This window comes from Streptomyces sp. NPDC058579, assembly GCF_042718575.1.
GTDB lineage: Bacteria > Actinomycetota > Actinomycetes > Streptomycetales > Streptomycetaceae > Streptomyces.
This window is the reverse complement of the sequence record NZ_JBHXPI010000005.1, coordinates 139,717-162,052: the sequence shown is the minus strand read 5'-3', so window position 1 is coordinate 162,052 and position 22,336 is coordinate 139,717. Positions and strand designations below refer to the sequence as shown.

The 22,336-nt window shown below is 72.4% G+C and carries 20 protein-coding genes; 10 read left to right on the top strand and 10 right to left on the bottom strand.

Annotated elements, in window-relative coordinates; all coding sequences use genetic code 11:
- The first annotated feature begins 56 nt into the window (after positions 1 to 56).
- The 4 genes from ACFWRO_RS09525 (at position 57) to ACFWRO_RS09510 (ending at position 4,465) form a co-directional block, all read left to right on the top strand.
- Positions 57 to 1,061, top strand: a complete 1,005-nt coding sequence (locus ACFWRO_RS09525) for a FecCD family ABC transporter permease (RefSeq protein ID WP_384506726.1) — start codon at positions 57 to 59, stop codon at positions 1,059 to 1,061.
- Entirely contained in the window at positions 1,058 to 2,107 is a 1,050-nt protein-coding gene (locus tag ACFWRO_RS09520; protein ID WP_384506723.1) for a FecCD family ABC transporter permease, read from the top strand. The genes ACFWRO_RS09525 and ACFWRO_RS09520 overlap by 4 nt, the downstream gene beginning before the upstream one ends.
- Positions 2,104 to 2,916 (top strand): ABC transporter ATP-binding protein, encoded by an 813-nt coding sequence (locus ACFWRO_RS09515; RefSeq protein WP_384506720.1) that lies wholly within the window; start codon positions 2,104 to 2,106, stop codon positions 2,914 to 2,916. The genes ACFWRO_RS09520 and ACFWRO_RS09515 overlap by 4 nt, the downstream gene beginning before the upstream one ends.
- Positions 2,917 to 3,001: 85 nt before the next feature.
- Positions 3,002 to 4,465, top strand: a complete 1,464-nt coding sequence (locus ACFWRO_RS09510) for a hypothetical protein (protein ID WP_384506718.1) — start codon at positions 3,002 to 3,004, stop codon at positions 4,463 to 4,465.
- Between the two features lie 7 nt (positions 4,466 to 4,472).
- Here ACFWRO_RS09510 and ACFWRO_RS09505 read toward each other — a convergent pair whose 3' ends face one another.
- Complete coding sequence (locus ACFWRO_RS09505; protein WP_384506715.1) at positions 4,473 to 5,477, bottom strand: hypothetical protein; 1,005 nt, start codon at positions 5,475 to 5,477, stop codon at positions 4,473 to 4,475.
- Between the two features lie 62 nt (positions 5,478 to 5,539).
- On the opposite strand from ACFWRO_RS09505, the gene ACFWRO_RS09500 reads away from it, so the two are divergent.
- Positions 5,540 to 8,086 (top strand): helicase-associated domain-containing protein, encoded by a 2,547-nt coding sequence (locus ACFWRO_RS09500; RefSeq protein ID WP_384506712.1) that lies wholly within the window; start codon positions 5,540 to 5,542, stop codon positions 8,084 to 8,086.
- Positions 8,087 to 8,107: 21 nt separating this feature from the next.
- Here the strand turns inward: ACFWRO_RS09500 and ACFWRO_RS09495 are convergent, their stop codons facing one another.
- Positions 8,108 to 8,686: a Uma2 family endonuclease gene (locus tag ACFWRO_RS09495; RefSeq protein ID WP_384506710.1), complete on the bottom strand. Its 579-nt coding sequence runs from the start codon at positions 8,684 to 8,686 to the stop codon at positions 8,108 to 8,110.
- 112 nt (positions 8,687 to 8,798) lie between these two features.
- Between ACFWRO_RS09495 and ACFWRO_RS09490 the strand changes: the two genes are divergently transcribed.
- Entirely contained in the window at positions 8,799 to 10,451 is a 1,653-nt protein-coding gene (locus ACFWRO_RS09490) for a DNA repair helicase XPB (protein ID WP_384506707.1), read from the top strand.
- Positions 10,452 to 10,521: 70 nt separating this feature from the next.
- On the opposite strand, the gene ACFWRO_RS09485 is transcribed toward ACFWRO_RS09490, so the two are convergent.
- On the bottom strand, positions 10,522 to 11,865 hold the full coding sequence (locus tag ACFWRO_RS09485) for a hypothetical protein (RefSeq protein WP_384506704.1): 1,344 nt from the start codon (positions 11,863 to 11,865) through the stop codon (positions 10,522 to 10,524).
- 230 nt (positions 11,866 to 12,095) lie between these two features.
- Complete coding sequence (locus ACFWRO_RS09480) at positions 12,096 to 12,281, bottom strand: hypothetical protein (RefSeq protein ID WP_384506702.1); 186 nt, start codon at positions 12,279 to 12,281, stop codon at positions 12,096 to 12,098.
- A gap of 289 nt (positions 12,282 to 12,570) precedes the next feature.
- Here ACFWRO_RS09480 and ACFWRO_RS09475 point away from each other — a divergent pair, with 289 nt between their 5' ends.
- Together ACFWRO_RS09475 and ACFWRO_RS09470 are read left to right on the top strand one after the other, a co-directional pair.
- Positions 12,571 to 14,610, top strand: coding sequence for a HelD family protein (locus ACFWRO_RS09475; RefSeq protein WP_384506699.1), 2,040 nt, complete (start codon positions 12,571 to 12,573; stop codon positions 14,608 to 14,610).
- 386 nt (positions 14,611 to 14,996) lie between these two features.
- A complete protein-coding gene (locus tag ACFWRO_RS09470) occupies positions 14,997 to 15,326 on the top strand; it encodes a hypothetical protein (protein WP_384506696.1) in 330 nt (109 codons plus the stop codon).
- 29 nt (positions 15,327 to 15,355) lie between these two features.
- On the opposite strand, the gene ACFWRO_RS09465 is transcribed toward ACFWRO_RS09470, so the two are convergent.
- Together ACFWRO_RS09465 and ACFWRO_RS09460 are read right to left on the bottom strand one after the other, a co-directional pair.
- Positions 15,356 to 16,000, bottom strand: coding sequence for an esterase/lipase family protein (locus tag ACFWRO_RS09465; RefSeq protein WP_384506693.1), 645 nt, complete (start codon positions 15,998 to 16,000; stop codon positions 15,356 to 15,358).
- Between the two features lie 160 nt (positions 16,001 to 16,160).
- Entirely contained in the window at positions 16,161 to 17,114 is a 954-nt protein-coding gene (locus tag ACFWRO_RS09460) for an aminoglycoside phosphotransferase family protein (RefSeq protein WP_384506690.1), read from the bottom strand.
- An 86-nt stretch (positions 17,115 to 17,200) separates the two neighbouring features.
- Here ACFWRO_RS09460 and ACFWRO_RS09455 point away from each other — a divergent pair, with 86 nt between their 5' ends.
- Positions 17,201 to 17,950 carry an SDR family NAD(P)-dependent oxidoreductase gene (locus tag ACFWRO_RS09455; RefSeq protein WP_384506687.1) on the top strand — a complete coding sequence of 250 codons (750 nt, stop codon included), beginning with the start codon at positions 17,201 to 17,203 and terminating at the stop codon, positions 17,948 to 17,950.
- Between the two features lie 15 nt (positions 17,951 to 17,965).
- Here ACFWRO_RS09455 and ACFWRO_RS09450 read toward each other — a convergent pair whose 3' ends face one another.
- On the bottom strand, positions 17,966 to 18,490 hold the full coding sequence (locus tag ACFWRO_RS09450) for a DUF6328 family protein (protein ID WP_384506684.1): 525 nt from the start codon (positions 18,488 to 18,490) through the stop codon (positions 17,966 to 17,968).
- A 199-nt stretch (positions 18,491 to 18,689) separates the two neighbouring features.
- On the opposite strand from ACFWRO_RS09450, the gene ACFWRO_RS09445 reads away from it, so the two are divergent.
- A complete protein-coding gene (locus ACFWRO_RS09445; protein ID WP_384506682.1) occupies positions 18,690 to 19,952 on the top strand; it encodes a PucR family transcriptional regulator in 1,263 nt (420 codons plus the stop codon).
- Here ACFWRO_RS09445 and ACFWRO_RS09440 read toward each other — a convergent pair.
- From ACFWRO_RS09440 to ACFWRO_RS09430, 3 genes are all read right to left on the bottom strand, one after another.
- Positions 19,921 to 20,718 carry a VOC family protein gene (locus tag ACFWRO_RS09440; RefSeq protein WP_384507188.1) on the bottom strand — a complete coding sequence of 266 codons (798 nt, stop codon included), beginning with the start codon at positions 20,716 to 20,718 and terminating at the stop codon, positions 19,921 to 19,923. The two genes, ACFWRO_RS09445 and ACFWRO_RS09440, sit on opposite strands and share 32 nt — an antisense overlap.
- A gap of 221 nt (positions 20,719 to 20,939) precedes the next feature.
- The gene (locus ACFWRO_RS09435) at positions 20,940 to 21,842 is read right to left on the bottom strand and encodes a JmjC domain-containing protein (protein ID WP_384506679.1); all 903 of its coding nucleotides are present in this window, start codon (positions 21,840 to 21,842) and stop codon (positions 20,940 to 20,942) included.
- 18 nt (positions 21,843 to 21,860) lie between these two features.
- Positions 21,861 to 22,328: a hypothetical protein gene (locus ACFWRO_RS09430; protein ID WP_384506677.1), complete on the bottom strand. Its 468-nt coding sequence runs from the start codon at positions 22,326 to 22,328 to the stop codon at positions 21,861 to 21,863.
- Between the last annotated feature and the right edge of the window lie 8 nt (positions 22,329 to 22,336).

Here is a 22,336-nt window from a genome sequence, read left to right as displayed (position 1 = left end):
ACCAACTGCCTGAGCAACGCCTGCACCTCGCACCTCGCACCTCCTGATGGGCCTCGATGACCGCCGCCTTCCGTTCCAGACGCGTTCTGGCCATCGCCGTAGCCGTCATCGCCCTCCTCGTCGCGATCCTGCTGAGCCTCGTCGTGGGCGCCCGGGCCATCGCCCCGTCCACGGTCCTCGACGCGCTGCTGCACGGCGGGACGAGCGCCGACGCCGAGGTCGTACGGCAGATGCGGGTGCCCAGGACGCTCATCGGGCTGATGGTCGGCGCCGCGCTCGCGCTGGCCGGCACGGCCCTGCAGGGCATCACCCGCAACCCGATCGCCGACCCCGGCATCCTCGGCATCAGCCAGGGCGCCTCGGTGGGCGTGGTCCTCGCGATCGCCTTCGCCGGCGTGCACTCGCTGACCGGGTACGTGTGGTTCGCCTTCGCGGGCGCGGCGCTCGCCTCGGTCGCGGTGTACGCGATCGCCTCCAGCGGGCGCGGCGGGGCGACCCCGGTGAAGCTCGCGCTCGGCGGCGCCGCGATCAACGCGCTGCTGCTCTCCGTGACGACCGGGGTGCTCACGACCCGGGCCTCGGCGCTCGACGAGTTCCGGTTCTGGCAGATCGGCTCGCTCGACGGGCGGGACACCGAGGTCGTCGGCCAGATCTGGCCCTTCCTGCTGCTCGGCGCGGTGCTCGTGCTCTGCGTCGCCCGGGGCCTGGACGCGCTCGCACTCGGCGAGGACGTGGCGAAGGGGCTCGGGCAGCGGGTCGCGACGGTACGGATCGTGGGCGGGATCGGGGCGACCGTGCTGACCGGCGCGGGGGTCGCGGCGGCGGGACCGATCGCGTTCGTCGGCCTCGCGGTCCCGCACATCGCCCGCGCGATCGTGGGCGGCGACCACCGCTGGGTGCTGCCGATGGCGGCGCTGGTGGGGCCCGTGATGCTGCTGGTGTCCGATGTGATCGGCCGGGTGCTCTTCCCGCCGGGCGAGGTCCCGGCGGGGGTGATGACGGCGCTCATCGGGGTGCCGTTCCTGGTGACGCTCGTACGCCGGAAGGCGGTGCCGGCATGACGGCCGTGGTTCCTTCGGGGTACGGGGTCGTGCGCGCCGGGCGGGGCTCGTTCCTGCTGCACCGGCGCTCGCTGGCCGTGGCCGTGGGCCTGGTGGTGCTCCTGGCGGCCGTCTCGGTCGCGTACCTCTGCGTGGGCGAGAAGTTCGTGGAACCGTCCGAGGTCCTGAGGGTGGTCTTCGGGCAGGAGTCGCGTTCGGCGTTCGTCGTCGAGGAGCTGCGGATGCCGCGGCTCGCGGTCGGGCTGATGGTGGGCGCCGCGTTCGGGATCGCGGGCGCCCTCATCCAGACCGTCGCCCGCAACCCGCTCGCCAGCCCGGACATCATCGGCATCAGCCAGGGCGCGGGGGCGCTGACGGTCGGCGCGATGACCTTCGGCCTCACCTCGTACACCGTCCTGCCGTACCTCTCGATCGTCGGCGGGATCGCGGCCGCCGCGCTCGTGTACGCCGTCGCCTGGCGCGGCGGGCTGCACGCGACGCGGTTCGTGCTCATCGGGATCGGGTTCGCGATCGCGCTGCGGTCGCTGATCACCCTGTTCATGACCAAGGGCGACTACCTGGTCGCCCAGCAGGCCCAGGTCTGGATGACCGGCTCGCTCAACGGCCGCGGCTGGGACGAGGCCGCGCCGATCCAATGGACGCTGCTCCTGCTGCTCCCCGCGATCCTGTGGGCGGCGCGGGCGCAGCGCACGGTGTCGCTCGACGACGACACGGCGACGGCGCTCGGCGTCTCGCTGGGGCGGGTCCGGCTGGGCCTGGTCGTGGTGGGCGTCGTCCTCGCGTCGGTGGCCACGGGGGTGGCGGGCCCGGTGGACTTCGTGGCGCTGCTCGCGCCGCAGATCGCGCGGCGGATGACCCGTACGGCCCAGATTCCGCTGCTGTCCTCGGCGCTGACGGGCGCGTTCGTGGTGGTCCTCGCGGACCTGCTGGGGCGGCGCCTGTTCTCACCGACCGAGCTGCCGGTGGGCGTCCTGACGGCGGCGGTGGGCGCCCCGTACCTGATCTGGCTCATCGTCCGGAGCCGAAGCGTAGGAGGAGCGCAGTGACCAGGCTGACCGCGCGCGGGCTGACGCTCGCGTACGAGGACCGTACGGTCGTGAAGGACCTGGACCTCGCCGTACCGGACGGCAAGGTGACCGTGATCGTCGGCCCGAACGCGTGCGGGAAGTCGACGACGCTGCGGGCGCTCGGGCGGCTGCTCAAGCCGGCGGGCGGGGCGGTGCTGCTCGACGGGGAGTCGCTCGCGAAGCTGCCGACGAAGCGGATCGCGCAGTCGATCGGACTGCTGCCGCAGACGCCGGTCGCGCCGGAGGCGATCACGGTCGCCGACCTGGTGTCGCGGGGGCGGCAGCCGCACCAGGCGTGGTGGAAGCAGTGGTCGGAGGCGGACGAGCGGGCGGTCGTGGAGGCGATGGCCTCGACGGACGTCGCCGCTCTGGCCGACCGCTCGGTGGACGAGCTGTCGGGCGGTCAGCGGCAGCGGGTCTGGATCGCGATGGCCCTCGCGCAGGAGACTGACCTGCTGCTCCTCGACGAACCGACGACGTACCTGGACATCGCCCACCAGGTCGAGGTCCTGGACCTGGTCCGCCGCCTGAACGTCTCGCGGGGCCGCACGGTCGTCGTAGTCCTCCACGACCTGAACCAGGCGGCGCGGTACGCCGACCACCTGGTCGCGATGAAGTCGGGCGAGATCGTGGCGGAGGGCCCGCCGTCGGAGATCGTCACGGCGGACCTGGTCCGCGACGTCTTCGGCCTCGACGCGGTGGTGGTCCCGGACCCGGTGACGGGGTCACCGCTGGTGGTACCGGGGGCGCCGTGGGGAGCGGTGACGGAGGCGGGGGTACGGGGGTAGGTCGACCCTCCAGCGGGGCTGGGCCGGCACTCCAATGGGGTCCCACCGCCTGCGGCGGACGCCTTCCGACACGACGCTGGAGGGCATGCAAGACCGGACGAAGGTCAAGGTCACGGTGGGTCCGCCCGACAGCCGGGGCCTGCGCGAGGTGCGCATCGGCGCCGAGACGGCGGGAAGCGCCTGGTCTCTGCGAGATCTGCGGCGCGTACTCAGCCGCCACGGCTACCCGAAGGACCTGGACCTGGAGGACCGGTCCTCCGTCAGCTGGCAGGGAGGCGGCAGCGACACCTGGCCAGACCACACACGAATCAGGCGCGCGACGATCGTCCTGATGGTGGCGGGGCTCGCGGGCGGTTGGGCCCTGATGACCTCCGTCGGCATCCCGGACGCTTTCGACGCGCTGACGTTCGCGGGGCGGATCACGGGATTCGTGTTCCTGTTGGGGGGCGTGGTCGAGGTCGCGGCGGCCGTGGCGGTCTTCGACCACTGGGGCAAGCGGAGCCTCCGCGTCTCCGGAGCGATCGTCTTCCTGGGCGTCCTCGTCGCGCTCACGGTCACGACCACGCTGGTCTTCCTGTGGTTCCAGGAGTTGGAATACACGCACTACATGCTGGCCGTCTTCCCACTCTTCGCCTGGTCGCTGTGGGCACTGTCCGTGTGCGTCCGGGAGAAGGTGTGGCAGGGTACGCCGCACCCGACGAAGATCGCGGCGGGGGTGCTGGCCACGGTGCTCCTCGCCGCCGTGAACATCGCCTATTCCTCGCTGTACCAGCCCACTGCCGCACCGGCGTACCTGTCCTTCAAGGTGCGGTTCGGCGTCCCGCGCATGGACCCCGAGCGGCCGATCGTCCATCTTCCGCTCACGCTTCAGCTGGAGAACACCAGCAGCGTTCCGGTGTACATCCTCAGCGACAGTTGGGCGCTGTACGGGCGCACGGGAACGTACGTAGAGAAGAGCGCGGAGCTGAGGGACCGTCGGGCGGAGCTGGAGTACGGCCTCGAGATGGACATGTCACGCCATGTCGAATCCGTCGAGCTCTCCACCCTCGCCGCGGGCCCGTTCGCGGGGGCCGGGAGCTGGTTCGAACCAGGTGAGCAGTACAGCGAGGAGAAAGTGGTCCAGATTCCGAGGAACGCGAAATACGACATGCTGGACGCCGACCTGGCAGCCGATGTCATGAGGATGGACCGAGGGCGCATCGACGTAGCCGAATTCGGCGGAGCATGGCTGTCATGGGACGAGGAGTCGCCGCTCTACTGCCCTCCGGAGGAGTGCCCCGACCTTGCCATCCATCACGCGAGGGTCCGCTACAACAACAACCTCGTCAACGTCACGCGAAAGCCCCGCTATGTGACCGCCTGGTGGGGAGCTGCTCCGGAGGGTCCCCTTTCGGGCGCCTTCATCACCACGTTCCAGGGGAAGGGATTCATCCGGAACTGGCAGAAGGACGTGGAGGCCGCGAAGGAATCGGACCGGTTCGACCTGTTCGTCGTGACCGGCGACGCCGCCCTCCCCTTCGCGGCCGTCGCGAACGCGCCCCGCGCCTGACCCGCCCTCAGGCCCTCCGCGCGCGCCACAGCAGGAACAGGGCCGAGGCGATCGCCGCCGCCTTCAGGGTCCAGGGCCAGGTCTCCGAGATCGCCGCGCCCATCGCCTCGCCGCCCTGGGCCACCGGGGTGCCCCAGTGGCCCTCCACGCGGCCCCAGAGCCAGGCCACGCCGGCCGCCGCCGTGAGGCCCGGGAGGATGATGACCGCCCACTGGCTCTCCGTACGGGAGAGGCGGCGCGAGGCGTAGGCGAGGAGCCAGCCCAGGGCCACGGCGATCAGGGAGCCGAAGATCGCGCCGCCCAGGAGGAGGAGCGCGGCCAGGACCACGCCCGGGCTGCCCAGTCGGAAGCCGCCGGGCTCCCCGTCCTCCGCCGTCGGTCGCCTCCGCACGATCCGCCGCCACAAGGGCCTCCGGGCGGCCGCCTCCGCCTCCTCCTCGGCGTAGTCGTCCTCCTCGTCCTCCTCCGTCACCGGCGGCTTCAGGAGCTCCGGGATCTCCACCCCGCCCCGGAACCCCGGCACCAGGTCGTCCCCCGGCAGGGGTTCCTCGATGTCGAGGGCGTCCAGGCGCCACCAGTCCGGGTCCGTGTCCGCCGAACCGACCTCGTCCGTGCCCGCCAGGTGCGGAGGCGTGGGCCAGGCCGCCGCCTCGGGAGCGCGCGGCTTCGGTACCGGTGACTTCCGCTTCCGCAGGCGGCCACCCCTGGCCCCGCTCCCGGCCCCAGCTCCAGTCCCAGCCCCGGCCCCCTCCCCGACCCGCTGCGTGGGCAGATCCAAGCCCGCGCCGCCCGCCGCGCGGTCCACGAGTTCGTCCGGTGAGCCGAGTTCGTCGAGGAGGCTCCGTACCGCCGCCGGACTCTCCTGGCCGAACGTGGCGCGCCGACGGTCGATCTCGCCCCGGAGCGAGGAGACGAGCTTCATCCGGTCCCCCGACGGAAGCTGCCGCTGCTGGGCCAGATCGCCCACCCGGCTCAGATAGTCAAAGACCAACTGGTCGCTCTCGATCCCCACAGTCCCCTCCACGGCCGGTACGCCCCGACGTTAGCGCCCGCGCAGGGGCTAACGTGGTCCGGATGGGGATCGGTGAGCTCGATCGGGAGGCGTACGTGCCCGGAGGAACTGACGCCGCCGCCGCGCCGCGCACGCTCGCGGAGGCGCTGCGCGCGCGGGGCGACGAGGGGCTCGCCGCGCTGCTGCGCGCACGCCCGGACCTGCTCTCCCCCGTACCGAACGACCTGACCCAGCTCGCCACCCGGGCCGGCACCCGCGGCTCCGTCGTCCGCGCGCTCGAACGGCTCGACCGGTTCACCCTCCAGACCGCCGAGGCGCTCGCCGTGGCCCCGGACCCGGCCCCGTACGCCGTGCTCCTCGCCCTGCTCTCCGGCGACGACGGCCACCCGGGCGTCGAGAAGGCCCTGCCCCGCGCCGTCGAGGTGCTGCGCGAACAGGCCCTGGTCTGGGGCGAGGACGACCGGCTGCGGCTCGTACGGACCGCCCGCGAGCTGCTCGCGCCCTCCCCGCAGCACCCGTCCCCGACCGGTCTCGGGCCGACCGTCTCCGAGGCGACGGCCGGGATGTCCCCGGGCCGGATCCAGGAGATCATCGCCGCCGCCGGGCTGCCCGCGACGCACGACCCGGTCTCCGCCGTCACCGCGCTCACCGGGCTCTTCACCGACCGGGACCGGATGGGCGCGCTGCTCGACACCGCGCCGACGGAGGCACTCGCCGTGCTCGACCGGCTGGTGTGGGGTCCGCCGTACGGCGAGGTGACGGCGAACCCGGCCCCGCCCGTCCAGTGGCTGCGCGACCGCGGCCTGCTGCTCCCCGCCTCGCCCCGTACGGTCGTCCTGCCCCGCGAGGCCGCGCTCCACCTGCGCGGCGGCCGGGCGCACCGTTCGCCGGAGCCTCAGCCTCCCGAGCTGGCCGTTCTGCGCGAGTACCGTCCCCAGGTTGTGGACAACGCCGCGGCCGGCCAGGCGCACGCGGCGCTCTCGACGGTCGAGGAGCTGCTGAAGAGCTGGGACCAGGGCGGCCCGGCCGTGCTCCGCGCGGGCGGGATGTCCGTACGGGACCTCAAGCGGACCGCCGTCGCGCTCGACGTCTCCGAGCCGGTCGCGGCGTTCTGGCTGGAGCTGACGTACGGGGCGGGGCTGCTCGCCTCGGACGGCGAGGCGGACGAGCGGTACGCGCCGACGCCCGCGTACGAGGACTGGCTCGACCTGCCGCCCGCCGAGCGCTGGTCCCGGCTCGCCACGACCTGGCTCATGGGGACGAGGACGGCCGGGCTTGTCGGCGGCCAGGACGCGAAGGGCCGCACCCTCTCGGTCCTCGGCCCGGACCTGGACCGGGGCTCCGCGCCGGAGGTACGGCGCCGGGTCCTCACCCTGCAGGCGACGCTGCCGCCGGGCTCCGCGGCGGACCCGGAGGCCCTGCTGACCCGGCTGCGGTGGGAACGCCCGCTGCGCGGCGCGGGTACGACATCCCCGTCGAACGCCGGCGGCGACCTCCGCTCCCGGCTCGCCCACTGGACCCTCACCGAGGGCGAGCTGCTCGGGATCACCGGGCGCGGCGCCCTCGCCTCTCCCGCGCGGGCGCTGCTCAACCTGCCGCTCGCCGAGGCCGCCCCGGAGCCGGTGGCCGAGCACGGGGTCGAGCTGTCCGTCGCCGCCTCGCGGGCCGCGACGCTGCTCGGCCCGCTCCTGCCCGAGGCCGTCGACCACGTCCTCCTCCAGGCCGACCTCACCGCCGTCGCCCCGGGCCCGCTGCGGCGCCCGCTCGCCGACACGCTCTCGGTCCTGGCGGATGTCGAGTCGAAGGGCGGCGCGACGGTCTACCGGTTCACGCCCGGCTCGGTGCGGCGCGCGCTCGACGCCGGACGCAGCGCGTCCGACCTGCACGACTTCCTGACCGCCCACTCCCGTACGCCGGTGCCGCAGCCGCTCTCGTACCTGATCGACGACGTGGCGCGCAGGCACGGCCACCTCAGGATCGGCGCCGCCTCCGCGTACGTGCGCTGCGACGACGACACGGTCCTCGGCGAGATCCTGGCCGACAAGCGGTCCGCGTCCCTGCGGCTGCGCCGCCTCGCGCCGACTGTCCTCGCGGCGCAGACGGACCCGGCGGCGCTGCTCGACGGGCTGCGGTCGATGGGGTACGCCCCGGCCGCCGAGTCCGCGGCCGGCGACGTCCTGATCACCCGCGCCGACGCCTACCGCACGGGCGCCCGCACCGCGCCCGCGCCCGTCCCCGACGGCCCGCCCTCCCCGGACGCGACGCTGCTCGGCGCGGCGGTCCGCGCGATCCGGGCGGGCGACCTGGCCGCGACGGCCGTCCGCAAGGAACGCCCCGAGACCCCGGAGACCCCGGCCCGCGCGGCCGGCGCGCTCCCCCGCACCTCCCCCGCCGAGACCCTGGCCACGGTCCAGGCCGCCGCGCTGACCGGCACGGCCGTCTGGATCGGCTACGTCAACGCCGAGGGCGCCGCCAGCCAGCGCGTGATCGCCCCCGTACGCGTGGAGGGCGGCTTCGTGACGGGCTACGACCACACGGCGGACGAAGTCCGCACGTACCCCCTGCACCGCATCACGGGCGTCGCGGAACTGGCGGAGGACCAGGTCTAGCGACAGCCTGCCGACCGGCCCCTAGGACCTCGGGCTGACGAGAGCCGCCGGATCGACCTCCACCGGGAACGGCTTCTCGATCAGTGTCGTCCGCCCCGCCTCTGCGACCGTCCGCTCCACGTAGCGGCCGTCCTGCAGCTCACAGACGACCAGCGTCGGCACCGGCTCCAGCTCGAGCCGCCACAGGTGCTCGATGCCCGCCTCCGCGTAGTACGGCGGCTTCAGCAGCCGGTCGGTACGGCGACCGGACGACGAGGGCGAGACGATCTCGATGACGAGCAGCACGTCGTCGGCGTCGCACGTCACCGGGTTCTCCGCGGCGGCGGCCGCCTCGACCACCACGATGTCCGGGATGAAGAGCCCGTCGGGCAGCACGAGATTGATGGCCTCCAGGACTTCGGCGGGCACGCCCTCCTCCTGGATGGTGCGGTCCAGCAAGGACGCCAGCCTGAGCGACGCCCGCTGGTGCTTGGTTCCCGGAGCCGGAGACAGCATGAGCGCTTCCCCCATCAATTCACGACGCTGACCACGGTCCTCCCCCAATGCCAGGACTTCTTCTATGGTCCAGGGCCCGTAGTGCGGATCGTGCGCGACGCTCATCTCGCCACCTCCCTCTCGTGGAACCGGTCGCCTTCAGTGTGGCGGCCCCCACCGACAACCGCCGGACCTCAGGCACACTGGATGTTTGGCCGTGCGGAAGGGATGTACGTACGTGAACGGACCACTCATCGTCCAGAGCGACAAGACGCTGCTCCTGGAGGTCGACCACGAGCAGGCGGACGCCTGCCGGCGGGCCATCGCGCCGTTCGCGGAGCTGGAGCGGGCGCCCGAGCACATCCACACGTACCGCGTGACGCCGCTCGGGCTGTGGAACGCGCGCGCGGCCGGGCACGACGCCGAGCAGGTCGTGGACGCGCTCGTGGAGTTCTCGCGGTACCCCGTGCCGCACGCGCTGCTCGTGGACGTCGCCGAGACGATGGCCCGGTACGGGCGGCTCACGCTCTCCAAGCACCCCACGCACGGGCTCGTCCTGACCAGCACCGACCGGCCCGTCCTGGAGGAGATCCTCCGGTCGAAGAAGGTGCAGCCGCTCGTCGGCGCCCGGCTCGACCAGGACACCGTCGCCGTGCACCCCTCCGAGCGCGGGCAGATCAAGCAGACGCTCCTGAAGCTGGGCTGGCCGGCCGAGGACCTCGCCGGTTACGTCGACGGCGAGGCGCACCCGATCGAGCTGGCCGAGGACGGCTGGGCCCTGCGCCCGTACCAGAAGCAGGCCGTCGAGGGCTTCTGGCACGGCGGCTCCGGTGTCGTCGTGCTGCCCTGCGGCGCGGGGAAGACGCTGGTCGGCGCCGGGGCGATGGCCCAGGCGAAGGCCACCACGCTGATCCTCGTGACCAACACCGTGTCCGCCCGGCAGTGGAAGCACGAGCTGGTGAAGCGGACCTCGCTCACCGAGGACGAGATCGGCGAGTACTCCGGTACGAAGAAGGAGATCCGGCCGGTCACCATCGCCACGTACCAGGTGCTGACGACCAAGCGGAAGGGCATCTACCCGCACCTGGAGCTCTTCGACTCCCGCGACTGGGGCCTCATCGTCTACGACGAGGTGCACCTGCTGCCCGCGCCGGTCTTCAAGTTCACCGCCGACCTGCAGGCGCGGCGGCGGCTCGGGCTCACGGCCACGCTCGTGCGCGAGGACGGGCGCGAGTCGGACGTCTTCTCGCTCATCGGGCCCAAGCGCTTCGACGCGCCGTGGAAGGAGATCGAGGCGCAGGGGTACATCGCGCCCGCCGACTGCGTCGAGGTCCGGGTCAACCTCACGGACTCCGAGCGGCTCGCGTACGCGACCGCCGAGACGGAGGAGAAGTACCGCTTCTGCGCCACGACGGCGACGAAGCGGAAGGTGACGGAAGCGATCGTGCGGAAGTTCGCCGGTCAGCAGATCCTCGTCATCGGCCAGTACATCGACCAGCTGGACGAGCTCGGCGAGCATCTGGACGCGCCGGTCATCAAGGGCGAGACGCCGAACGCGCAGCGCGAGAAGCTCTTCGAGGCGTTCCGGCAGGGCGAGATCAGCGTCCTCGTCGTCTCGAAGGTCGCCAACTTCTCCATCGACCTGCCCGAGGCCACGGTCGCCATCCAGGTCTCCGGCACCTTCGGGTCCCGGCAGGAGGAGGCGCAGCGGCTCGGGCGGGTGCTGCGCCCGAAGGCCGACGGCCACCAGGCGCACTTCTACTCGGTCGTCGCGCGCGACACGATCGACCAGGACTTCGCGGCGCACCGCCAGCGGTTCCTGGCCGAGCAGGGGTACGCGTACCGGATCGTGGACGCGGACGAGCTGCTCGCGGGCGATTCGCCGAGCTGACGGCACTCGTACTCGTACGCGGAAGGGGCCCCGTCCGGCGTGGACGGGGCCCCTTCGTCGTACGACGTGCTCAGGCGGCCGGGTTGAGGACCAGCTTCGCCTGGTTGTTCTTCGCGTTCGGGTCGAACGGGAACGGCCCGTCGCCGTACGCCGGCTTGAGCGTGATCGCGCCCTTCGCGCCGCGGATCGCGGTGTCGATCCGCAGCTCGAACGGGAACGTCACGGTCTGCTTCTCGGCCACCCAGATCGGCAGGTGGCAGACGTAGCGCGGGGCGCCGGTCCGCGTCTCGCTCTCCCACCAGCCGCCGTCCGCCGTGCGGGGCTCGCAGCTCTCCGGTACGGAGGTGACGGTGGCGCCCCTGGGGACGGTCAGGTCGACCGCGCCGACGGGGTCGCCGGAGCCCAGGTTGGCGACCCAGGCCGGGCCGCGGTTGCGGAAGGTCAGAGCGGCGGCCACGGTCTCACCCGCGGCGCCGCTCGCCCGGACGCCGCCGACGGCGAAGTCGGCCGTGTTGGTGACGCCGATCGAGGCGACCTCACCGTTGTTCTCGGGCGTCAGGTCCTCGGCTCCGCCGCGCGCCGCGACGCCGATGTCGATCCGCTCGGCGAGGGCGTACCGGGCGACCTTCGCGCGGAGCGGGGCCGGCAGGGTGAAGGTGGAGCCGGGTGCGACGACCTCGTCGAAGAGGCACTCCACCTTGGTGAGCGGGGCCGGCACGCTCTCGCCCTCGGGCGTGCTCACGCACTGCGGGGCGACGGTGCCGATGGAGAGGCCGCGCGTGACGTACAGGGTGACCTGGACTCCGTTCGCGGCCTCGTTGCCGTTGTTGACCACGGAGAACGGCACGGCCACGGTGGAGCGCGGGGCGGCGCCCGTGACGGCGGGGATCCGGCTCAGGACGAGGTCGGGGCCGGAGGCGACCCGGACGGTGCTCCAGCCCTCGGAGGCCGTGAGGGTGCCCTCGGGCGCGGTCGTCGTGGCAGTCGCCGCGTAGGTGATCCGGCCGCTGACCGAGGTCTCGGCGCCCGCGGCCGCGCGGAGCTTCAGCTCCACCGGGGACTCGCCCGTGAGCGGCACCTCGGGGAGGGAGCAGACGGCGGTGGCGCCAGTCGGCGCGCAGTTCTCGGGCCAGGTGATGTCGGCGACACCGGTCAGCTCGGAGACGTCGACGGTGAGCCGGCCGTCCGTCACGCGGTAGTTGGCGTTGTCGTGGTAGAGGCCGAGGGCGACGGTGGTGGCCGGGGCCTGCCCGCCGGCGACGGCCTTGGGCAGCGCCACCTCCCACGGCGACACGATCCAGAGCTGGTCGCTGTCGGCGGCGGCCGGGGTGGCGGTCAGTCCGACCGTGACCAGACCTGCGGCGGTGAGGCAGGCACCAAGCCGCGCGACGCGGCCGGCGAAAGGCATTCCCATGATCTCCTCTGTTCCTCTGCTCCGTGGGGAGACGGCGGTGCGATGAGGAGACCTGTGAGGGCGGGGAAGGGTTGCGCTCCGGGGGCCGGGAAGATCGCCGGGTCGTCGGTCGTCGAGTCAGCCGTGCGTCGGTCGTCGGTCGCCGGTCGCCGGTCGCCGGTCGCCGGTCGCCGGTCGCCGGTCGCCGGTCGCCGGTCGTCGAGCCGGCCGTGCGTCGCCCGCCCGGAGTATCAAGGCCGTCCGACGTATCGGGGCCGTGGGTCGCGGACGCCCGTGCGCTCTCCGTACGGGCCGTGGTCGCCGAGGACGACGACGGCGACGGCCGCCGAGCCGTAGGCGCGTATCGCCCGTAGCGCGAGGCCCAGGCGGCGGGAGCGCGGGATCGTGTGGTCCGGGGTGAAGGTCGCGGTGGTCATGTCTCCATGATGGAATCCGGACATTCCGAACACATCAGGCTGGGGATGGAACCCTCGTCCCCCTCAGGTCGGACACCACCCCCTACGGGTCGTCCCCCGGAATATTCGGTCGCCTCACCCGTCCCACGGAGCTACAATCTCCGACTTCCCCGCCTCCCTCGTCGGAGCGCGCCCTCCCGTCTCCCACCACCGCCCTCAACCGATGCCCTTCGGGCAGCCCCTCTCGTGCCGCCCGGGTCGGAAACCGGCGGCCGCCCAGTCACGCTCACGCACATCTGGAGGCTTCCGCATGTCCACGCCCGTCGAGCCGCTCGTCGACCCGCTCGCGCGTGAGCGCTCCCATCTCGCCGACTCGCGTGCCGCACTGCGCTCGATGCGCGAGGACGTCGAGGCGCTCGACATCAAGGACGTCACCGCGAACTGGGTCAACGCCGCCGTCCTCGGCCGGCAGATCGAGGACCGGATCAAGGCGCTCGCCGACCTCTCCCACACCCCGCTCTTCTTCGGGCGGCTCGACTACCTGCACACCACGCAGGAGGGCCAGCGCTTCTACATCGGCCGCCGGCACGTCCACGACGCCGACGGGGACCCGATGGTGATCGACTGGCGCGCGCCGGTCTCCCAGCCGTTCTACCGGGCGTCGAAGAAGGACCCGCAGGACGTCGGGCTCCGGCGCCGGTTCGGGTACACGGGCGGCGACCTGACCGCGTACGAGGACGAGCACCTCTCCGACCCGGCCGAGCTGGAGCGGACCAGCAAGCTGCTCCAGGCGGAGATCGAGCGGCCCCGCGTCGGCCCGATGCGGGACATCGTCGCCACCATCCAGCCCGAGCAGGACGAGATCGTACGGTCCGGGCTCGGCGGCACCGTCTGCGTGCAGGGCGGTCCCGGCACCGGAAAGACCGCCGTGGGTCTGCACCGGGTCGCGTACCTGCTCTACGCGCACCGGGAGCGGCTCGCCCGCACCGGCACCCTCGTCATCGGGCCGAACCGGTCCTTCCTCCACTACATCGAGCAGGTCCTGCCCGCCCTCGGCGAGCTGGAGGTCCAGCAGGCGACCGTCGACGACCTCGTCGCGCACGTCGAGGTCCGCGGCGCGGACGAGGCGGCGACGGCGGTCGTCAAGGGCGACGCGCGAATGGCGGAGGTGCTCCGGCGGGCCGTGCGCTCGCACGTCACCATGCCGACGGAGCCGCTCGTCGTGGTGCGCGGCTCGCGCCGCTGGCGGATCCCGGCGTACGAACTGGAGGAGATCGTCCGCGAGTTGCTCGACCGGGACATCCGCTACGGCGCCGCCCGCGACGCGCTCCCCCAGCGCATCGCGCACACGGTCCTGGTGCGCATGGAGCAGTCGGGCGAGGCGCCCGACGACCGGGTGCAGGACGCGGTGGCCCGCAACGCGGCCGTGAAGGCGGTCGTGAAGACGCTCTGGCCGCCGGTCGACCCGGCGAAGCTCGTGCTGCGGCTGCTGAGCGACGCCGAGTTCCTCGCCGAGCACGCCGACGGCGTCCTGACGGACGACGAGCAGAAGCTGCTGCTGTGGGCGAAGCCGGGCCGGTCGGCGAAGTCGGCGAAGTGGTCGTCGGCGGACGCGGTCCTGATCGACGAGACGAAGGACCTGGTGGAGCGGACGCACTCGCTCGGGCACGTGGTCGTGGACGAGGCGCAGGACCTGTCCCCGATGCAGTACCGGGCCGTCGGCCGCCGCTGCACGACCGGTTCGGCGACGATCCTGGGCGACCTCGCGCAGGGCACCACGCCCTGGGCGACCGGGAGTTGGGCGCAGGCGCTCGGGCACCTGGGCAAACCGGAGGCCGTGGTGGAGGAGCTGACCGCCGGCTTCCGCGTGCCGCGTGAGGTCATCGCGTACGCGTCGAGGCTGCTGCCGCACATGTCGCCGGGGCTCGCGGCCGTCGAGTCGGTCCGGGAGAACCCGGGTTCGCTGTCGATCCGCCACCGCGAGCCCGCGGAGCTCGACGCGGCGGTCGTCGCCGCGTGCGCGGAGGCCCTGGAGCACGAGGGCTCCGTCGGCCTGATCGCCGCCGACGCCCGGATCGCGCCGCTCGCCGAGGCGTTGGCCGCCGCGGGTCACGCGTACCTCTCGCCCGGCGAGGAGACGACGGCCGAGTCCCGCCTGACCCTCGTCCCGGCCTCGCTCGCCAAGGGCCTGGAGTACGACTACGTGGTCCTGGACGACCCGGCGGCCGTCGTGGACGGCGAACCGGACGAGCGGACGGGGCTGCGGCGGCTGTACGTGGCCCTGACGCGTGCGGTGTCGGGGCTGACGGTCGTTCACTCCTCGGCGCTGCCGGAGCAGTTGAACCCGTAGAACGTCCCAGGTGATCGCCAACCCTCGCGGCGGGTGCCGGCGCTCTGCGGGTCCTAGGCTGCCGGCCGCGGGGTTCGGTTCGGGGTTCCGTTCGGGTTCGGGGGGACTGGTTCAGATGGAGTACGCGACCGAGGTGTTCCAGCCGCTGCAGGCGGACGATCCGCCGGTGGTGGGGCGCTCAAGGCGGCGCAGCGGGTCCGGGGCGCGTACACCGCCGAGTTGATCGACGCCGACGCGGACGCCGCACCGCCGTGGCTGGCGACGCTGTACGTACCCGGGCCTTCCCTGGCCGAGGCCGTCGCCCGGCGCGGACCCCGTCCCCGGTCGCGCCCAAGAAGCCTCAAGCCGTCGCGTACCCCTTCCAGAGGCTCGACGAAAAGAACTCCTTGAGCATCAAGGAGCCGGTCGAGCGCAAGGACCGCAAGGGGGACATCCGCCTGGTCTGCAAGGAGTTGTGCGACCTGCAGAGCGACACCACCCTGATGAGCATGCACGTCGGCAAGCCGGGGGCGACCCTCGACGACTGCCGCGTGGCCGTCGAGGTCGTTCCCATGCGCCGTCTCTCCCTGCTCACGGCGGCGGCAGGCAGCGAGATCTGCGTGAAGCACCCCTCCGGAGACATCGCGCTGTTCGTCGTCCAGATCAAGTCGACGGCCCTGCCGGACAGCGGGGTCAACTTCCTGGCCGGGGACCTGACGGTCTGGCGGGCGTCGTAGCACCGTAGCTTCGTAGCCACTGGTAGCGGCTACGACGCGAGGAACGCCCGCACCCCCTGCGACACCCCGTCGTCACCGAGCAGCGCGTTGTGGTCGAGGCAGCCGGCCGCGTTGTTGGCGGCGCCGGTCAGCGGGACGCTGTTGTCGGGGTTGATGACCTCGTCGCAGTTCGACCACCACGTGGCGTAGCGGACGGCGCCCGGGGTCTCGTCGCCCTCCGCGAGCTTCTTCTGTACGTACGAGCCCGGGGTCATGTCGCGGCAGGCCTGGTCCCACAGGGCGCAGGCCCAGGCGGTGCTGGTGCCGTGGTTGGGCCCGGCGAGGGAGACCCAGTGGGCGACGGAGGACTGGCCGGCGCCGTCGAACTTCACGTACCAGCGCGAGACGAGGCTGCCGAAGGAGTGCGAGACGAGATCGACCCGGCTCGCGCCGGTCCGCCGCTTGACGTCCGCGACGTACGCGGCCAGCTCGCCGGCGATGGCCTCGTTGACGGAGCGGTGGGTGTCGTAGCCGAAGGAGAAGAGCTCGGCGTCGGTGTAGCCGTCCGCCTTGAGGTCCTCGCGCAGGCCGCCCCAGACACCCGGGTCGGCGTTGTAGCCGTGGACGAAGACGACGGGGGTACGGGCCACGGCCTGAGCCGGGATGGCTTCGGTGACGAAGACAGACGCCAGCAAAGCGAGCAGCGCAACGAAGCTGACACGGACACGGAGACTCAACACGCTTCCCCCTACGAGGTGTTACGCACGAGTAGTGAGGAGCATGGTGGGGTCGGCGGGCCGCGATGAACAGCCCCGTGACCATGAAAACTTCATGACCGCCGCCCCGCCTGGGGCACTACGCGCCGTACTCCGCCAGCGCCTCCGACCACGCACGGTGGGCCACCGCCGCCAGGACCGGATTCGTACCGCGGTACTCGTGTTCCGTCACCACGCCCCAGCACAGGGCCCAGCCGCGCCCGCGCGCCCAGGTCGCGTCGTCGACCTCCGCCGCCGCCCGGAACAGCGGGCGGGTCTCGGCGGTGAGGAGGGTCCAGGCGGCCATCATGTCGCAGGCGGGGTCGCCCGTACCGACCGCGCCGAAGTCGATGACGGCGCTCAGCCGGCCGTCCCGGGCCAGCAGGTTGCCGGGCAGCAGGTCGCCGTGGACCCACCGGGGCGGGCCGTCCCACTGCGGCAGCCGAAGGACGGACTCCCAGGCCGCCGCGACCCGGTCGGCGCCAAGGAGTCCGTCCGCGTCGAAGGCGCCGTCCGCGTCGAGGGTTCCGTCCGCGTCGAAGGCGCCGTCCGCGCCGAGGGTTCCGTCCGCGCCGAGGGCCTGGATCGCGCCCTCCATCGCCCCCTCCGCCCACTCGGTGACGTGGCCGCCCCGGAACGACCTCGGGCCGTCCGTCGCGTCCACGCGGCGCATCGCCGCGCCGAAGCGCCCCAACTCGACGGCCGCGTGGGCGAGATCGGCGATCGGCTCGTCGTAGGCGTTGGCACCGTCGAGCCAGTCGTACACCGACCAGGGCAGGTCGAAGCCGTCCCCGGGCACGCCGTGGCCCACCGGCACAGGTACGGGCAGCGGCAGGTGCGGGGCGAGGCGCGGCAGCCAGCGCTGTTCCTTGGCGATGGACCCGGCGTTCTCGGAGGTCTTGGGCAGCCGGACGGCGAGGCTGTCGCCGAGGCGGTACATGTCGTTGTCGGTACCGGCCGACGGCACGCGCCTGACGGGCAGCCCGGCCCACTGCGGGAACTGGGCGGCGATGAGAGTGCGGACGGTGCGGTCGCTGCGTACGGGGTCGGCCATGGCGGGGAGGGTAGCCAGCGGCCGACAGGCAGGGCCAGCGCTTTACGGTGGGGGCGGCGCGCGACCGAGCGAGAGGGTGAACCACGATGTCACGGAGGACCGACGCCGTCACCGTCGTCACGGGCGGCAGCCGAGGGATCGGCGCGGCGACCTGCGTACGGCTGGCGACCGAGGGGCACGATCTGGCGCTGGGGTACGTACGGGACGCGGCCGCCGCCGAGGAGACGGCGGCGGCGGTCCGGGCGGCGGGCGCGCGGTGCGTGGTCGTACGGGTGGACACGTCGCAAGAGGCGGACGTGGAACGGCTCTTCGACACGGCGGAGGCCGAACTGGGCCCGGTGACCGGCCTGGTGAACAACGCGGGTGTGACCGGCCCGCTGGGGCGCCTGGCCGACGCCACGACGGAGGACCTGCGCCGCGTGGTGGAGGTCAACCTCCTGGGCTACCTGCTCTGTTGTCGCCGCGCCGCCCGCGACATGGCCGCCCGGGGTGGTGGGGCGATCGTGAACGTCTCCTCCGCCGCCGCCACGCTCGGCAGCCCCGGCGACTACGTCCACTACGCGGCGACGAAGGCGGCGACCGACGCGCTGACCGTGGGCCTCTCCAAGGAGCTGGGCCCGGACGGCATCCGGGTCAACGCGGTGGCGCCCGGCATCATCGAGACCGGCATGCACGCGGCGATGGGCGCCCCGGACCGCCCCGCGAAGGCGGCGGCGACGATCCCGCTGGGCCGGCCGGGCCGCCCGGACGAGATCGCGGCGGCGGTGGCATGGCTGCTGTCCGCCGACGCCTCGTACACGACGGGCACGATCCTGCGGGTGGCGGGCGGTCGCTGAGACCGCTCCACACCGTCAGCCGCGCCGGCGGGCCCGGCGGCGGCGCGCAGGCCCCAGCCACCACAGGGTGGCGAACCAGGAGAGGGCGACCGTCCCGCCGACCGAGGCCTCCAGGGGGCCCAGCGCCATGTTCAGGATCAGGGCCAGGGCGGAGGTCAGGGCGAGGGCCAGGAAGGACAGGCCGGTCACCAGGCACCGGTGGGCCGAGCGGACGAGGTCGTCCTTGACCCGGTGGTCCCACATGAACCGGTGGACGGCGGCCGGGGCGAGCAGCGCCCCGGCAGCCCCGATCGAGGCGGCGAGGGAGACGCAGTACAGGGCGCGTTCGGCGGCGGTGGCCCCGGCGAAGGCGGGGGCGACGCCCAGGTAGAGCAGCGAGGCGAAGAGGATCTGGATCCCGCACTGGGCGATCCGTACCTCCTGGAGCAGCTCGGCGTAGGCGCGGTCGAGCCGGGCGGCGCGCGACTCGCCGGGCTGCGGTAAGTAGGTGACCGGCGGGGCAGCAGCGATCGCTGGGAACATCTCATGGGTCTCGGGCACGGGAATCGCCTCCTGGTCGGCTCTCGGGCGATTCAACGTACGGACGGGAGGCGCGCCGGGCTCTGGTCCGGCGCACAGCACTGCAGGACACCAACTGTGCGGCCGCAGTTCAGCAGCGATTCAACTACCGTGTGCGGTAAGTGACATGACGGTCTCGCACAGTTCACTCACGGCCCATCACCGGCTACCCTCCCCGCCCATGCCCACCTCCCCTCCCTCGCCTCCCCCCTCCGCCGAGTCGAACGCGGTCCTGACCGCCCTTGCCACCCGCGTACTGACCCGGATAGACCCCCTGACCAGGGAGATCGTCCGCCTGATCGTGGCCAACGAGCCGACCTACCAGGCTCGGGGCGCCGTCCCGGTCGGGCTGCTGACCCAGTCGGTGGACGGCAATGTGCGCAGGATCCTCGAAGCCCTCGCGGGCGTGCGCCGCGCGCCGGAGGAGGAGCTGTCCGTGGCCCGTACGACGGGCAGGCGCCGCGCCGAGCAGGGCGTACCGCTCGAAGCGGTCCTGCGCGCCTACCGGTTGGCCACCGAGCTCGTCCTCGGCTCGCTGCTCGCAGAGGTGCGCGGCCGGCCGTACGACGAGCTCGCGGCCTTCCTGGACGTCACCTCGGCGGTGATGAAGGTGATGGACCGGCACTCGGAGGCCGTCGTGGACGGCTACCGGCGCGCGGAGGCGGAGTTGCTGCTCCGGGACGCGCAGCGGCAGCAGGCCACGTTCGACGCGCTGCTCGAAGGGCGGGGCAGCGACCCGCAGTTCGCCGCGGGGGCGGTCGACGCGCTCGGGCTGCCCGCCACGGGTCCGTACGTCATGGTGGTGGCCACCTTCGACCTCGCGGCCCAGCACTCGCTCGGCGCCACCCGCGACACCTGCGCCGCCTACTCCTTCCCGGCCGCCTGGCGGATCCGGGGCGACCGCGAGATCGGGATCGTCGCCCTCGGCGAGGCGGAGGCCCCGGTGCAGCGACTCCTCGACGCCCTGCGCCGCCACCCGGTCGGCCGGACGGGCGTCTCGGACCCGTTCGTAGCGCTGCACCAGATCCCGGAGGCGTACCGGGCGGCCGAGCTTGCGACCCGTACCGTCACACCGGGCGACGGGCCTCAGGTCGTCTGGATCGCCGAACGGCTCCCCGAGGCCCTGATCGTCTCCAGCCCCGCGCTGGCGCAACGACTGGCTCAACGCGCCCTAGGCCCGCTGCTAGCGCAACCGCCGACGGAACGGGAGATGCTGCTACGAACGCTGGCGGTCTGGTACGAGACAGGCCGCTCAGCGCCACTAGCGGCCGAACGCCTCTACTGCCACCGCAACACGGTCCTCAACCGCCTCCGCCGCATCGAACACCTCACGGCCCGCTCCCTGGAGGACCACCGCTTTCTCCTGGCGTGCTACTTGGGCCTTCTCACGCTCCGACTCGGCCAGGACAAGGTCAGGCCGGCTGCTCCTGCGTCGACGACGTGATGATGGAGAACGAGCCGCCCTGGGGGTCGGCCAGAACGGCCATGCGGCCGGCCACCATGTCGAAGGCCGGGGCCAGGACCGTGGCGCCCGCGCGGACGGCGGCGGCCTGGACGTCGTCCACGCTGTCCACGTGGAAGTACGGCTGCCAGTGCGGCGGCACGCCCGGCGGAAACGTGCTCAGGTCCATCATCCCGCCCACCGCGCGGCCGTCGACCTGGTACTCGATGTACCCCTCCGCACCGGGGATCTCGGACCGCGCCGTGGTGACGGGCAGGATCGACGAGTAGAAGGCGGAGGCGGCGGGGAGGTCGCTGGTGACGACCTCGTTCCAGATCAGGGCGCCGTGCTCGTTGACGATGCCCGCGCCGCCGAAGGTGTCGGCCTGCCAGAGCCCGACGACGGCACCGGTCGGATCGGCCACCACAGCCATCCGCCCGAGGTCCATGACGCCCATCGGCTCCACCATGACCGTGCCGCCCGCGTCGGTGACGGACTTGACGGTCGAGTCGATGCCATCGGTCGCGAGGTACGTCGTCCACACCGTCGGCGGCATCGGGTCGGGCACCGTCCCGTCCGGGTTCATCGCCTTCATGATCCCCGCGACGGGCTTCCCTTGGAGGGTGCAGACGGAGTACCCACCCGCCTCCGCCGGCCCGACCTCGCCCTGCCACCCGAACAGGTCACAGTAGAAGTCGAGGGCCGCCTGCTGGTCAGGAACCATCAGGTCGACCCAACAGGGGGTGCCGGGCTTGTAGGGACCTTGCATCTCGGGCACGGGTGCCTCCGTCGGTAACGCTCGGGGGGAAAGGACGGTCCACCCATACCCGGACCCACCGCCCGAAATCGGGCCGTTCAGGCGACACCCGGGGTCCCTGGAGCAGGTGCGACGTCGGCCCGTGCGCGGCCCACGGCCGCCGCCTCACACGTCGGGACCCTCAACGGGCGGCACATCGAGCCTTCGCCGGTCAATCAGGTCGATCAGTCCCATCAGGTCGTGTACTCCAGCTCGGTCATCGCTGCTGCGCGGACGCTCGGGGCCAACAGCTCCATGTCCAGGGCTTCGAGGTATTTCACGAGGTCGTCGCGGGTGCCCCTGAGGCTCTTGGCCAGGCGGCTCCCCTTGACGTCGCCAGGCGGGAGGATGCGGCGGAACGTCGCGTCCTCGATCGCACCCGCGATCAGCTTTTCCGCCAGCCAGAATGGCGTGCGCTCGCGCAGGGCGAAGGTGAGGTGGACGCTCGCTTCGTCCGTGGCGACTACGTGCGGGTTGTGCACCCACCCTCTTGGGAGCAGTAGTGATTCGCCCGCTCGCAGATCGACCTCGATGTCGGGCCCAGCCGCTTCCCAGGCCGGGATGTATTCGTCACGCCATACCCGCCAGCTCTCGTTGAACTCGCGCATCGGCGCTTCCACAGCCGGCCTCCACAACTGCCACCTCTTGGTTCCCGCCGTCTGCACGATCACGGCCATCTGCTGGTCCCAGTGGTGACGAAGGCCCTGCCGTCCGGGCGGTGTCAGGAAGGCGTGGACGTAGTTCGAGTAGCCGGTTTCCTGCTGGATGGTTCTGGAAGCCTCGGCAAGGAGCGGGATGACTCGCTGGAGGTTCCCCAGCCGGATCGTGTGCCCACCGTCGTGGAGCCGGCGCAGCTTCGCCGGGTCGGTACGGCCGTGCGTCATGTGGGCGTTCTGATTCAGCGAGGGGTGCGGAGCGCGTACGACGGCGATCTCGTTCGCCGGTACGCATCCGGTCTCCACATACGCGTTGAGCGCTGCCGCGCTGATCCGTCGGTCGAGTTCCGTACGGCCGCGCACGTACACGCGAGGCTCGTCCGGCCAGGCGCTCATGAGGGCGGTGACGGCTTCTTCTGGGAGTAAGAGGTGGAGCGACATGACGTCCTTCCCTTCCATCTACGTCGGCGGTAGCGGGCACGGGATGACCGAGGTCTTCTCGATCTCACTGAAGATTCGGTGCGGGCAGGACACCACCGAGAAGGACGCCAAGGTCGCAGCCTTCGTGTAGTACACCCACACCGCGTCCGACCCACGGCTGAGGGCGTCCAGAGCGGCGGCCACCTTCGCTTCGAGGGAGATGTAGGCCTGGCCGGAGTCGTCACGGATGAAGGGCGGGTTCTCCTCGTAGACGCTTCGCAGCCATGCGATCGCGTCCAGGGAACGCGTCCACGTTCGCTCACGCGCGGTCTGTTCTCTGCGCATCAGCCAGTGGCGAACCTGTATGGGCGGAAGACGAGAGGAAAGGAACTCCCTGGTCTGCATGTCGCTGGGATCGCGACCCGGGCGGCGTTGGCTTTCGACGCCGTAGGCGTCTCTGCTGCCGATCCACGGTCCGTATCCGTGGAAGTGGACCTTCGCGCCCATGGGTATGT